Annotated in this window: 12 protein-coding genes; 5 read left to right on the top strand and 7 right to left on the bottom strand. The window is 72.4% G+C overall.

Annotated features, from left to right (window positions below; translation table 11 throughout):
- Positions 1-6: 6 nt before the first annotated feature.
- Positions 7-1494: an MFS transporter gene (locus H181DRAFT_RS15985; protein WP_045865167.1), complete on the bottom strand. Its 1488-nt coding sequence runs from the start codon at positions 1492-1494 to the stop codon at positions 7-9.
- Between the two features lie 250 nt (positions 1495-1744).
- Here H181DRAFT_RS15985 and H181DRAFT_RS15980 point away from each other — a divergent pair, with 250 nt between their 5' ends.
- On the top strand, positions 1745-2542 hold the full coding sequence (locus H181DRAFT_RS15980) for an SAM-dependent methyltransferase (RefSeq protein WP_045865166.1): 798 nt from the start codon (positions 1745-1747) through the stop codon (positions 2540-2542).
- A gap of 213 nt (positions 2543-2755) precedes the next feature.
- Positions 2756-4423 carry a peptide MFS transporter gene (locus tag H181DRAFT_RS15975; RefSeq protein WP_074467894.1) on the top strand — a complete coding sequence of 556 codons (1668 nt, stop codon included), beginning with the start codon at positions 2756-2758 and terminating at the stop codon, positions 4421-4423.
- Between the two features lie 106 nt (positions 4424-4529).
- Here H181DRAFT_RS15975 and H181DRAFT_RS15970 read toward each other — a convergent pair whose 3' ends face one another.
- The 3 genes from H181DRAFT_RS15970 to H181DRAFT_RS15960 form a co-directional block, all read right to left on the bottom strand.
- Entirely contained in the window at positions 4530-5171 is a 642-nt protein-coding gene (locus H181DRAFT_RS15970) for a DUF305 domain-containing protein (RefSeq protein WP_045865165.1), read from the bottom strand.
- A gap of 90 nt (positions 5172-5261) precedes the next feature.
- Positions 5262-5849 carry a DUF6153 family protein gene (locus H181DRAFT_RS15965; RefSeq protein ID WP_139131710.1) on the bottom strand — a complete coding sequence of 196 codons (588 nt, stop codon included), beginning with the start codon at positions 5847-5849 and terminating at the stop codon, positions 5262-5264.
- A gap of 102 nt (positions 5850-5951) precedes the next feature.
- The gene (locus H181DRAFT_RS15960) at positions 5952-6887 is read right to left on the bottom strand and encodes a helix-turn-helix domain-containing protein (RefSeq protein ID WP_045865387.1); all 936 of its coding nucleotides are present in this window, start codon (positions 6885-6887) and stop codon (positions 5952-5954) included.
- Positions 6888-7036: 149 nt separating this feature from the next.
- Between H181DRAFT_RS15960 and H181DRAFT_RS15955 the strand changes: the two genes are divergently transcribed.
- On the top strand, positions 7037-7441 hold the full coding sequence (locus tag H181DRAFT_RS15955) for a cupin domain-containing protein (protein ID WP_045865163.1): 405 nt from the start codon (positions 7037-7039) through the stop codon (positions 7439-7441).
- 340 nt (positions 7442-7781) lie between these two features.
- Positions 7782-8654, top strand: coding sequence for a Bax inhibitor-1/YccA family protein (locus H181DRAFT_RS15950; protein ID WP_045865162.1), 873 nt, complete (start codon positions 7782-7784; stop codon positions 8652-8654).
- Positions 8655-8806: 152 nt separating this feature from the next.
- Here H181DRAFT_RS15950 and H181DRAFT_RS15945 read toward each other — a convergent pair whose 3' ends face one another.
- Positions 8807-9034: a DUF4287 domain-containing protein gene (locus H181DRAFT_RS15945; protein WP_045865161.1), complete on the bottom strand. Its 228-nt coding sequence runs from the start codon at positions 9032-9034 to the stop codon at positions 8807-8809.
- Positions 9035-9132: 98 nt separating this feature from the next.
- Here H181DRAFT_RS15945 and H181DRAFT_RS15940 point away from each other — a divergent pair, with 98 nt between their 5' ends.
- On the top strand, positions 9133-9468 hold the full coding sequence (locus H181DRAFT_RS15940; RefSeq protein ID WP_045865160.1) for a hypothetical protein: 336 nt from the start codon (positions 9133-9135) through the stop codon (positions 9466-9468).
- Here H181DRAFT_RS15940 and H181DRAFT_RS15935 read toward each other — a convergent pair.
- Both H181DRAFT_RS15935 and H181DRAFT_RS15930 read right to left on the bottom strand, forming a co-directional pair.
- Positions 9452-10573 (bottom strand): hypothetical protein, encoded by a 1122-nt coding sequence (locus tag H181DRAFT_RS15935; protein WP_045865159.1) that lies wholly within the window; start codon positions 10571-10573, stop codon positions 9452-9454. The two genes, H181DRAFT_RS15940 and H181DRAFT_RS15935, sit on opposite strands and share 17 nt — an antisense overlap.
- Positions 10574-10835: 262 nt before the next feature.
- A complete protein-coding gene (locus H181DRAFT_RS15930) occupies positions 10836-12056 on the bottom strand; it encodes an acetyl-CoA C-acetyltransferase (RefSeq protein WP_045865158.1) in 1221 nt (406 codons plus the stop codon).
- Positions 12057-12511: the final 455 nt, after the last annotated feature.

Raw genomic sequence — 12511 nt, 5'->3', positions numbered from 1 at the left:
GGCCGGTCAGCGGGGCAGCCGCCGCAGCACGCCGGGACGCTTCGGCTGGTTCCTTCCGCGTCCGTTCTCGCGGTGTTCCGTCCACACGTCGGCGAGGGCGGCGGCCAGCGCGACGAGGACGAAGCCGACGGAGAGGACGAGCCCGTGCTGGTACGCGTCCGGCCAGGCGCCTTGGCGGCCGCCGCCCGCGTCGAGGCGGCTGAAGAAGATGGACCCCACCCCCGCGATGCCGACGGCCGCCCCGATGCGCTGCCCGGTCTGCAGCACTCCGCCCGCACTGCCGCCGCGCGCCACCGGGATCTGCGAGAGCGTCAGCGTCTGGTTCGGGGAGATGACGAGCCCTGACCCGACGCCGGCGACCAGCAGAGGCACCGCCAGATACCAGCCCGTCTCGCGGCCCGGCACCGCGTGGGCGGTGACGACGGCACCGGCGAGGCCGACGGCCGTGAGCGCGAGCCCCCAGGCGACCAGCGGCCTGCCGAAGCGCAGGACGTGCCTGCCGCCCAGCCCCGCCGAGGCTCCCGAGCCCAGGGCGAAGGGGGTGATGGCGGCGCCCGCCTCCAGCGCCGTGTAGTCCAGTCCGCTCTGCAGGTAGAGCGTGGTGACGAAGAAGATCGAGGTGAATCCGGCGAAGTGGAAGAGGATGAGCAGGCAGCCCAGCCAGTAGGAGCGGATGCGGAAGAGCGTCAGGTCGACGAGCGGCACCGTGGTCCTGCGTGAACAGTGCGATTCCCATGCGACGAAGACCGCCATCAGGGCTGCCGCGACGACGAGCAGCAGCCACTTGGCGTCGCCGCGCCACTGCTGCGACTGCACGAAGGGAAGCAGCACCGCCACCACCGCCGCACCGAGCAGGGCGACGCCGACCGGGTCGAGGCTCTGCGTGCGCCGGGTGGCGGCGGAAGGCGTGTCCGGCAGCAGGCGCCGCGCCAGGACGAGGCAGACGATCCCGAGCGGCAGGTTCACGTAGAAGACCCACCGCCAGCCCTCGCTCGCTCCCGCCCAGTGGATCAGCAGCCCGCCGAGCAGCGGACCGACCGCGGTGGAGACGCCGACGACGGTGCCGAACATCCCGAAGGCCCTGCCGCGTTCCTGGCCCTTGAACATCTGCTGGATCAGCGCCGAGATCTGCGGGGAGATCAGTCCGCCGCCCAGCCCCTGCACGAGACGGGCCACGATCAGCCACATGCTCGTACGGGCGGTGCCGCAGCCCACGGACGCGAGGGTGAAGAGGGCCAGCCCGGCCATGAAGACCCTGCGGCGTCCCCGTGCGTCCCCCAGCCGTCCCGCGGGGACCAGGCACAGCCCGAAGGAGAGCGCGTAGCCGGAGAGCACCCACTGCAGTTCGGACTCGCTCGTGTGCAGCCCCTCCTTGATGGACGGCAGCGCCACGTTCACGATCGAGACGTCGAGCAGCGCCATGAAGCCCGCGACCAGGCAGACGGCCAGCGCTTTCCAGCGGCGCGCGGTCTCCCGCCGGCGTACGTCAGACACGTCCGGGTCCTGCCTCAGTCACCGAGTCCTCGCCTCTCCGTGCGCCGTGCCTGCCGGGGCCGCGCGTGCGGGTACCCAGCGCGGCGCCGGCCGGTCGCCGCCGGTCGGGGGGTGGTGCGGGGGGAAGCGGAGAGGGCCCGGGCGAAAGCCGGACAACTGCGGACTGCTTGCGCCTAAACTCTGGCCAGACCCTGCCGGGGAGCGACCCCGGATCCAGCCGGGGACGGGGCAGGGCTCATGAGGGGACGACGTGAATCCGGAGATCGACACCAGCAAGCCCCATTCGGCGCGGGTCTACGACTACTGGCTCGGGGGCAAGAACAACTACGAGGTCGACGCCGAAGCGGGCAGGCGCTTCGAGGAGATGTGGCCCGGGGTACGCGCGCTCATCGCGGCCAACAGGGCGTTCATGCACAGGGCGACGCGCTTCCTGGCCGAAGAGGCGGGCATCAGGCAGTTCCTCGACATCGGCACCGGCATCCCCACGGAGCCGAACCTCCACCAGATCGCGCAGGAGTGCGCCCCGGATTCCAGGGTCGTCTACGTCGACAACGACCCGATCGTGCTGCAGTACGCGCAGGCCCTGCTGCGGTCGAGACCGGAAGGCCGCACCGCCTACCTCCACGCCGACGTGACCGACCCGCGGGCGATCCTCACCTCCCCGGAGGTGCGCGAGACCCTCGACCTGGATCAGCCGGTCGCCCTGTCGCTCGTCGCGCTGCTGCACTTCATCGCCGACGACGGCGCCGCGACGGACATCGTGCGGCAGCTGCTGGAGCCGCTGGCGCCCGGCAGCTACCTCGTGATCTCCCACGGCACGGAGGACACGGAGGAGGCGGAGGTGTCGGAGCGTGCCGCCGAGTACTACCGGTCCAAGGTCTCCGACGGGCAGGCGCGCCCGTACGGGACGATCCTCTCGCTCTTCGACGGCCTCGGGATGGTGGAGCCCGGCCTCGTGCCCGTCACCCGGTGGCGTCCGGAAACGGACGATCCCGGACTCCCCGACAACAGGGCCCTGATCCTGGCGGGGGTCGCGCGGAAGCCCTGACGCGCGGGGCGGGTCCGGGTGAGCTGACGCACCACCGGGCTGCGGACGGCGGCGGCAGACAGTTGCTGCCTACATCTTGTCTGTCCGCGTGCACGGGTGCTCTCCTGTGTGCGCCCATCGGAAGTCCAAGGCCGGGACGCGCACGTACAGCCGTCGACGGGCGGGCCGCTCCCGCCGTCCCCGCCCGGCCGCCGCGATCAGCCCGGAGAGCGCATGAAGGCTGCCGCCCCGCCGCCCGGACGGCCTGTTCCCGGACCGCCCGGTCCCGAGAACCCCGGCTCTGAACGTCTCGGAGCGGGCCGGGAGTTCTTCGGCCATCCCCGCGGTCTCGCCACGCTGTTCTTCACCGAGGCGTGGGAGCGCTTCTCGTACTACGGGATGAAAGCGATCCTGCTGTTCTACATGTACGACAGGGCGCGGGACGGCGGCCTCGGCATCGACAGTGCGACCGCCGGCTCCCTCATCGCCGTGTACGGGGCCTCCATCTACCTTGCTGCCATCGCGGGCGGCTGGGTGAGCGACCGGCTGCTGGGCGCGCGTCGTGCCACCCTCTGGGGCGGCGTGTTGATCATGTGCGGGCACGTCTGCCTGGCGCTGCCCGCCGGCAGGGGCGCTCTGTACGGCTCGATGGCCTTCATCGTGGCGGGCACGGGACTGCTCAAACCGAACGTCTCCGCGTCGGTCGGCCGGCTCTACGACGAGCGGGACGTACGCCGCGACTCCGGGTTCAGCATCTACTACATGGGCATCAGCGTCGGCGCCGTCGTCGCACCGCTGATCGTCGGCACGCTCGGGCAGACGTACGACTACCATCTCGGCTTCGGTGTCGCCGCGTTGGGCATGGCCGCCGGGCTCCTGGTCTACGTACGGGGGCAGCGTCACCTCAGCCCCGAGGACCTGCGGCCCGGCAACCCCCTGCGCCTCCGCGACGTCGGTACGCGCCTGCCGGCCGGGATCACCGCCGGGGCCGTGCTGCTCGCCGGGGCGGTGGCGGCGGGGGCGGTCGCCGGGCTCCTCACGGCGCAGCGCGTCGTCGACCTCATCAGCCTGCTGGCCGTGGCCCTGCCCGTCGCGTACTTCACCGTGATGCTGCGCAGCCCGCGCACCACAGCAGTCGAACGTTCCCGGGTACGGGCCTACATACCGCTGTTCACCGGGTCGGTCTTCTTCTGGCTGATCCAGGAGCAGGGGGCGAGCGTGCTCGCCCAGTACGCCGACCGGAGCACCGACCTGGACGCCCTCGGCTTCGCGATCCCCTCCTCCTGGTTCCAGTCGACCGGATCGTTCGTGCTGATCGTCCTCACGCCGTTCTTCGCCTCCCTGTGGGTGCGGCTGGGGAACAGGGCGCCGTCGACGCCCGTGAAGTTCGGCGTAGGCCTGGTGCTCGCCGGGCTGTCGTACCTCGTCCTGGTGCTGCCCGCGGCGCGACCGGGCATGAGCAGTCCGCTGTGGCTGTTCGGCAGCTTCGCGATCATCACGGTCGGCGAGATCTTCCTCTCCCCGATCGGGCTCTCCGTGACGACGAAGCTCGCCCCCGCCGCGTTCACCACGCAGATGATGGGGCTGTGGCTGGCGTCGAACGCCGCGGCCCAGGGGATCTCGGCGCAGGTGGTGCGTCTCTACAACCGCGAGGACGCGGCCGGGTACTTCGCGGTGGTCGGCGGGAGCGGCCTCCTCGCGGGTCTGGCGCTGCTCGCCGGGTCGCGCTTCATCAGGCGGCGGATGGGCGGCGCGGACGTACGGGACGGCGCGGGGGCACGGGGCGGCACCGGAGCACGGGACGGCGCGGAGGCCGGGGACGGCGTGCGCGCAGGGGAGGCCGCGGGCGACCGGCCCTCAGGACCGCCCGCCCCCGACGACGGTGCGCGGAAGGGGAGTTGAGGACCGGCACCCAGGTCCCGCATCCCCGCGCCGCAGGAGCGGAACGGCGGGCCGCGCCTCCGGGCACGGCCCGCCGCATGCCGCCGGCCCCGGCCAGGGGTGGCGGCTACTGCTTCAGCATCTTCCGCATCTGCGCGATCTCGCCCTTCTGAGACCGCTCGATGTCGCGGGCCATGCTCTTCGCCTTGCCGTACGAGCCCTTGTCCATCTCGGTGCGGGCCATCTCCACGGCGCCCTCATGGTGTTCGATCATCAGCTCCAGGAACTTCCGGTCGAACTCCTTGCCGGACGCCTTCTTCAGCTGCTCCATGTCCTCCGCGGTCATCATCCCGGGCATGGCGTGCCCCGAGTGCTCCGCATGCTCCGAGTGCCCCGAGGAGCCCTTCGGCGGGACCTTCTCGTCCCAGGACTTGAGCCAGCCCGAGAGGGTCTCGATCTCGGGCTCCTGCGCCCCGCGGACGGCCGCGGCCAGCGACTTCACCTCCTGGGACGACGCGCGGGAGGGCGTCAGCTCCGCCATCTCCAGCGCCTGCCGGTGATGGGGGATCATCCCCTGCGCGAAGGCGACGTCGGCGGCGTTGCCCGGACCGGAGCCCTTCTCGCTCCCCGCGTGGTCCCCGTGCCGGGACCCGCCGCCGGCGGTCTTCTCGTGGGCGCCCGCGCCGCAGGCGGCGAGCAGCAGAGCGGCTGCCACGGCGGAAGCGGCGGTGCGGGCCGCGCGTGTGACGGAACGGTGGTCTGACTTCATGAGTGAAACTCCTGCGTGCTGTGGTGACTTCGGGCGTGCCGGAGACGGCGGCGGACCCGCCGGAGGCGGACTCCGTGCCGTCAAGCGCGCCTATATGCGCAGGAGTTGGAGCTGGTGGAGCGAGGGAGGAGCACGCTCCGGCACGGCAGCGGCCGTCCCGGCGAGCCCCGCGCCGCCGCCCGGCGCGGCAGGCGGTCCGGACGCCGTCCCCGCCGCGGGCACGGGCAGATCGGGGGCGCCGCTCGTGCCCTGGGCGGCGCATGCGGCGTCGGCGTGCGCGAGGTGACCGCCGTGGCCCGCCCCGTCGCCGTCCGTGGCGCCGGCCCCGTGCGTGGCGGGGCTCTGCGCGCCATGGGTGGCGCCGTGCGCTCCCGCCCCGTGTGCGTCCGGCTCCGGTGCGTCCGGACCGGGGCCTGGCGCATGGGCCGCAGCCCGGTGGTGCGGGCACCCGCTGTGCCCGCCGCCGCCCGGGACACCGCCGTGCCCGCCCGAGTGCTCGCCGGCGGCTGCGTGCCCGGAGCCCGCTGCCGGTACGGGTGGCGCCGCCGTACCGAGCCCGTGCATGGCGAGCAGACCGCCGAGGACGACGGCGACCAGCACGGCCATCGCACAGCCGCTGCGTACCGCCACGCACACGCGCGTGCGCGCCCACGGCGGCACTGATCGCTTGCTGGTCACCGGCTCAGCGTAGAGCGCGGCGCCCACAGCCCGCCCGTACTCGCGGAAGATCCGCGGTCAGAGGGCCCCGGACGGCCCGCGTTCCGGCGCGGCCCCGGCCCGTCAGGCCCGTCCGGCGCCGAACTGGCGGCGGTACGCGCTGGGGGAGAGCCCTGTGCGCCGGCGCAGCTGCGCGCGCAGGTTCGCCGCTGTGCCCAGCCCGCTCTCGCGGGCCACGACGTCGAGTGAGGGCTCGCCGCGCTCGATCATCCGGCAGGCCAGCGCCACGCGTTCACCGGTGAGCCACGCGAGCGGCGTCGTCCCCAGCTCCGCGCGGAAGCGCCTGTGCAGGGTCGCCGGGCTGACCGCGGCCCGGGCCGCCAGCGCGTTCACCGTCAGCGGCGTGCCGAGCCGCGGGCGTGCCCAGTCGAGCACAGGCGCGAGCGAGGCGTCCCGTACCACCGGCACCGGCTGCTCGACGAACTGCCGCTGCCCGCCGTCGCGGTGGGCGGCGAAGACCAGCCGGCGGCTGACCGTGTTGGCCACCTCGGCCCCGTGGTCGCGGCTGATCAGATGGAGCCCCAGGTCGAGGGCGGCGGCGCTGCCCGCGGCGGTGAGCACGTCGCCGTCGTCCACGAACAGCACGTCCGGTTCGAGTTGGACCGACGGATAGCGGGCAGCGAACAGCTCCGCCCACCGCCAGTGCGTCGTGGCCCGCCGGCCCTCCAGCACGCCTGCTTCGGCCAGCGTGAACGCACCGGTGCAGAAGCCGACCAGCCGTGCGCCCCGGGCAGCCGCCCGCGCGACGGCCTGCAGGACGGGCCCGCACGGCCGTACTTCGGGGTCCGGCCGGTTGGGGACGAGGACGGTGCCCGCCTCGTCGGCCGCGGAGAGGTCCGCCACGTCCGAGAGCGTGAACATCCCGAGATGCATCCGGGTACGGGGCGCCGCGGCGCACAGCGTGAAGTCGTACCAGGGTGAATCCACTTCGGGACGGCGCAGCCCGAACAGCTCGGTCGCCACGCCCAGTTCGAACGGGTTGGAGCCCTCGTCGACGATCGCGGCGACACGGTGCGGCGCACGTGCCGCGCCGGCTCCCCCTGCCGTACGGCGGCTCCGGCCGAGCCGGGCGTCTTGCGAGGATTCGTGCGGCACATGCGATTCCTAGCACTCACCGCCTGCGGGCACCAGCGGCGAGGATGCCCGGTATGGGAGACGAGCCGATCGATCTGGATTCCGCGCTGGCGCGCTTCGGGCAACTGTGGAGTCCGCGCATCGTGACGACGGTGAACGACTACGACGTCCGCGTCGCGAAGGTCGCCGGGGAGCACGTGTGGCACGTGCACGAGGACACCGACGAGTTCTTCCTCGTCCTCCATGGGGAGATGGACATCACACTCCGCGACGGCGCCGGAAGTCCCGCGGCCGAGCGGACGGTGACCCTGCGGAAGGGCTCCGTCTTCGTCGTCCCGCGCGGCGTCCCGCACAGGCCCGTCGCCGTGGACGGCGCCTCGATCATGCTGTTCGAGCCGTCGGGCACGTCGAGCGTGGGCGACCGGCACGACCCGCTTCCTGGGCACGTCGACGCCACCACCGGCCACGGCCTCGGCTGACGGGCGCGGCGGGAACGCCGGCAGCAGTCACGCGGCCGTGACCCTCCTGGCCGCACCCGGCACGGTTCTTCCTCCGCCGGAGGGCCTCGCCGTCCTCCGCCACCGGTTCCGCGGCCCCGTGCCGGTGCCCGCGGGCCCGGGGCCGGAAACAGCTTTGCCGGAACAGCTCCGCCGCAGTGTGACGTTCACCGTGTACGCCGCTCCCGCAGCGGTACAAGAACGGAACGAAGACGGAACCAGCCGTTGCTTTTCTTCGTTCTTGACGGTGGAGTAGCGTGCTGGTTTTGCTAAAGCATTACTCTGAAAGCTAGGTCGTGCCGTGCGGCCATGGAGGAGTGAGATGAGGAGCAGCAACCCGGTCTTCTCGCGACGGGGGTTCAGCCGCTCGGGCGGCTACGCCGGTTTCAACGCCGGACAGCAGCCGCAGGCCGGGAACCCGTACGCGAACAGCCCTTACGCGAACAACCCTTACGCCCAGCAGCAGCCCCAGACCACGGGGCAGCCCTTCGGCGCTCCGCCCGCCGCACCGCCCCAGACCGGGCGGATGACGATGGACGACGTCGTCGCCCGTACGGGTATGACGGTCGGGCTCGTCGTGGTCATGGCCGCTGTGGCCTGGGTCGCTGCGGATGCCAGGCCCGACCTGGTGCTGCCGCTGGCCATCGGGGCGGGTCTCGTCGCGATGGTGCTGGCGCTCGTGCAGTCGTTCAAGCGCAAGGCAGTTCCCGCGCTGATCCTGGCGTACGCCGCCCTGGAAGGTCTCTTCCTGGGCGCCATCAGCAACTACGTCGACAGCAACATCGCGAATGGCGCCGCGATGCAGGCGGTGCTCGGCACCATGGCGGTCTTCGCCGCGGTGCTGGTGATGTACAAGACCCGGATCATCAGGGTCACGCGGCGCTTCTACCAGTTCGCGATCGCGGCGGCGATCGGCTTCGTCCTGCTGATGATGGTGAACCTGCTGTTCGCGGTCATCGGCGGCGGCGACGGTCTCGGCTTCCGCAGCGGCACCCTCGGCATCATCATGGGGGTCGCCGGCATCGTGATCGGTGCGCTGTTCCTGGCGCTCGACTTCAAGCAGGTCGAGGACGGCATCTCCTACGGCGCGCCCCGTGAGGAGTCGTGGCTGGCGGCCTTCGGGCTGACGCTGACCCTGGTGTGGATCTACCTGGAGTTCCTGCGGCTGATCGCGATCCTGCAAGGGAACGACTGACCGGGCTCCCCGCACCACCGGGCGGGGCGGCGAGGCCCGTGAGCGGCCTCGGAGCCTGAGCCCGTAGCCGTACGACGAAGGGCCCGTGAGGCGGCGACGCCTCACGGGCCCTTTCGCGTGTTCCGAGGTTCCAAGTCGTGGTGGAGGCAGGTTCAGCGGTGACGCGCAGCGCGCCGCAGGTCGTACTCGTGGATGATGGCTTTCGCGTGGCCGTAGGCGAGGTTGTGCTCGCCGCGCAGCCAGCTGACCTTCTCCTCGAAGCGGAAAAGGGACGGACCTTCGTCGACGGTGCGCAGCCAGTCGGCGACTTCACGACCGGTGCAGTGTGGGATGCGGGTGAGCATGTTCCGGTGGGTCTCTTCGGAGAAGATCTGGGACATCGGCGCCTCCGGATGCTGCCTTTTGGAGTCCTTCCCGCCAAGGTGCCTGAGCGCGGGGGCGTTGGCAACAGTCAGGAGGGGGCGCATACGCTGGCACGGTGCTCGATACAGCCCCGCTGACCACCGCCGCGCAGCTTCACAGCGACCGTCTCCGAAGGCTTCCGGAGAGCGCTCTGCGCAGGGGCGCGGCGGCTGAAGGGCTGGCGCTGGCCCGGGAGTTGGCCCGCAGGGCGCAGCTCCTCGAGTTCCCCGGCAGCACCCCGCTGGACCTCCCCGACGTGGGCGTTCTCGCCGTCGGGGACCAGCTCGCGGTGGCAGCACACGATCTGGCGGAAATCGTGCGCGGCCTTGACGCCGCGGACGAGCTCGCGGAAGCGACGGCACTCGTCGAAGAGGCGGGCCGCCGCATCGGCGCCGCTACAGCGAGGCGATGACGCGGTCCGCCAGCAGGTAGGCGGTCCGCCCCTCCCCGTAGGCGAAGGTCAGCGCGTAGGCCCCGGAGACGCTGGATCCGCCCATCAGCACCGGCACGTCACCGTCGCGGATCGCCGCGCACAGCAGGTCCGCCGTCTCGCGGTGGCCGGGGGAGAGGCACACGGTGGTGCCGTCCTCGAAGAGGTAGACGTCGAGGGTGCCCAGGGGGCCCTGCCGTACGTCGGCCAGCGCCGTGCGGGCGTGCGCCAGCTCGGCCAGCCGCCCCACGGTGCGTTCGTGGCCGGCGACGACCTGGGCGCCGGACGGCGGAGCCCCGGCGGGCGCGGACGGGTCGCCGCTGAGCGTGTACTCGGGCTGCGAGGGGTGGCGCCGGCGGGCGGCGGCGACCTCGGGCGGTTCGGGGCAGTGATCAGGCCCGGAGGCCGGGGCGGCGCCCGCGTGCGGTTCGGCGCTTCCCGGAGCTGCGGGGCCCGCGTCCGCGGGCTCCGCGACGGAGCCGTCGGCCGTGTCCGCGGCGTCCGCTCCGGGCCCGGGCAGGCCGTGCCCGCCGTCCGCGGGTGCGGCGTCGACGTCGAGGTCCAGCGCCGGCTCGATCTCACGCTCCGCCTGGCGCGGCACGAAGACACCCGGCTCGGGCACGTCGCGTTCCCGCAGCTCCCGCAGGATCCGCAGGACGTCTTCGTCGACGCGGCCCTTGAGCAGCGCGTCCCAGAGGGTGGAGTCGACGCCGGAGGGCGTGGAGGCGACTTCGTACTCGGTGCCGTGTCCCGCCAGCAGAGAGCCCTCCTCGGGGGTCTCCGCCCGCGTCTCCTGCGCGGCCCAGAAGGCCCGCGCCTCGGCCAGCTCGCGCTCCCGCTCCTCGGCGAGCGCCTCCGCGACGATGCTGCGGATCTCCTCCGCGGAGGCGGCGGTACGGGCCTGCGGCACCACCGCGGCAGCGGCGGCGGGGCTCCCGGAGGCCGCGGCGGCGCCCGCGGGCACGCCGAGTCGGGCGCCCAGGTCGTCGAGCTGGCGGCGCAGGCCGCGAGCCGAGTACAGGGCGGCGCCGCCGACGGCCGTGGCGGTCACCGCGGTCGCGAGCAGAAGCAGGGATATGGCGCTCACTGACGTACTCCTGGTCTGGTCTGTTCCCCCGAGGTCTTGTGCATCCACCATTCAGGCGGAAGGCGTCTCGACCGTAGTCCCAAACGCCGTGAATAGGACAGAGGCGAACAGCGACCTCTGTCGCCCCCTCCGTTGTGAGCTGGGCAAACGCAAAGCCCCCGGGGGATAAATCACATCCCGGGGGCGCATGCTTCGCGTGGAACCGGGCAGTTCGGCCGCCCGGCACCTCGTGCGGCGGCCCCTGAGGGCCGCCGCGGCGGTGTCAGCTGAGGCGCTCCAGAACCATCGCCATGCCCTGGCCGCCGCCGACGCACATGGTCTCCAGGCCGAACTGCTTGTCGTGCCACTGCAGGGAGTTGAGCAGCGTCGTCGTGATGCGGGCGCCCGTCATGCCGAAGGGGTGCCCGACGGCGATGGCGCCGCCGTTGACGTTGAGCTTGTCCAGGTCGATGCCGAGGTCCCGGTAGGAGGGGATGACCTGGGCCGCGAAGGCCTCGTTGATCTCGACGAGGTCGATGTCGCCGATCGACATGCCGGCCCGGGCCAGCGCCTGCTTGCTGGCCTCCACCGGCCCGTAGCCCATGATCTCGGGGGAGAGGGCGGAGAGGCCCGTGGAGACGATGCGGGCCAGCGGCGTCAGTCCGAGCTCGCGCGCCTTGGTGTCGGACATGATCACCAGTGCCGCGGCGCCGTCGTTGAGGGGGCAGCAGTTGCCCGCGGTGATCAGGCCGTCGGGGCGGAAGACCGGCTTGAGCCCTTCGACGCCCTCCATCGTCACGCCGGCGCGCGGGCCGTCGTCCTTGGCCACGGTGTTCCCGTCCGGCGTAGTGACGGGGGTGATCTCGCGCTCCCAGAAGCCGTCGGCGATGGCCTTCTCGGCGAGATTCTGGGACCGGACGCCGAACTCGTCCATGTCCTTGCGCGTCACGCCCTTGAGGCGTGCGAGGTTCTCGGCGGTCTGGCCCATCGCCATGTAGACGTCGGGCACGTTGCCGCTCTCACGCGGGTCCTCCCAGCCTTCGCCGCCGTTCTCCGCGCGTGCGGCGGTGCGTGCCTCGGCCTCGGCGAAGAACGGGTTGTGGGTGTCGGGCATGCCGTCGGAGGTGCCCTTCACCTGGCGCGAGACCGCCTCGACGCCCGCGGAGACGAACACGTCGCCCTCACCGGCCTTGATGGCGTGCATGGCCATCCGCATCGTCTGCAGAGAGGAGGAGCAGTACCGGGTGATCGTGCAGCCGGGCAGGTGGTCCATGCCCAACTGGACGGCGACGACCCGGCCGAGGTTGTGGCCCTGCTCGCCGCCCGGCAGGCCGCAGCCGAGCATCAGGTCGTCGATCTGCGCCGGGTCGAGCTCCGGGACCTTGGCGAGCGCCGCCTTGACGATCTCCGCGGTGAGGTCGTCGGGCCGTACGTCCTTGAGCGACCCCTTGAAGGCGCGTCCGATGGGTGAGCGGGCTGCAGAGACGATCACTGCTTCGGGCATCACGGCTCCAGAGGGTGTCTGCGTCGGCACGTTGGCTACGTGCGGGAAGCTACCTGTCCGTAAGCCCCGGGTCACTGCTCGCAGGGTGTGATGCGGGACTCTTTTCTAAGCGCTTGCTTTCCCTTGTGTCCGGGCGGCGCGCTCAATCCGGACCGGTCCTCTCCACGGTATGCCGCTCCCCGCGCTCCCCGGAGCGGCGGGCGGCGGCCCCCGCCGCGGGGAAGCCGGTGCTGTGGCCGGGAAGGTTCACCGGCTCGCGACGTCCGGCACGGCACCTCTCCGCGTTGCCGAGTCGTCCGAGTGCGCCCAGTGCGAGGACGATCCTCCGCCTTGCGACGCACCGCACCGGACGCCGCGAGCTTCCCGGCAAACCTTCCCGGCCACAGCACTAGACCGCTTCCTCGCGGGGGGCCGTGACGTCCTCGGCGGGCGGCAGCCGGCGCCTGCGCCGGTGC

This window comes from Streptomyces sp. WMMB 714 (genome assembly GCF_900090125.1).
Taxonomy (GTDB): domain Bacteria; phylum Actinomycetota; class Actinomycetes; order Streptomycetales; family Streptomycetaceae; genus Streptomyces; species Streptomyces daqingensis.
This window is presented reverse-complemented; position numbering and strand designations above follow the sequence as displayed.

What these genes read in the sequence shown, in the direction of transcription:
- H181DRAFT_RS15955 (WP_045865163.1), top strand. Translation starts at nt 7,037, where the DNA reads ATGGGAGACGAGCCGATCGATCTGGATTCCGCGCTGGCGCGCTTCGGG.
- H181DRAFT_RS15930 (WP_045865158.1), bottom strand. Translation starts at nt 12,056, where the DNA reads ATGCCCGAAGCAGTGATCGTCTCTGCAGCCCGCTCACCCATCGGACGC.
- H181DRAFT_RS15970 (WP_045865165.1), bottom strand. Translation starts at nt 5,171, where the DNA reads ATGAAGTCAGACCACCGTTCCGTCACACGCGCGGCCCGCACCGCCGCT.
- H181DRAFT_RS15975 (WP_074467894.1), top strand. Translation starts at nt 2,756, where the DNA reads ATGAAGGCTGCCGCCCCGCCGCCCGGACGGCCTGTTCCCGGACCGCCC.
- H181DRAFT_RS15950 (WP_045865162.1), top strand. Translation starts at nt 7,782, where the DNA reads ATGAGGAGCAGCAACCCGGTCTTCTCGCGACGGGGGTTCAGCCGCTCG.
- H181DRAFT_RS15945 (WP_045865161.1), bottom strand. Translation starts at nt 9,034, where the DNA reads ATGTCCCAGATCTTCTCCGAAGAGACCCACCGGAACATGCTCACCCGC.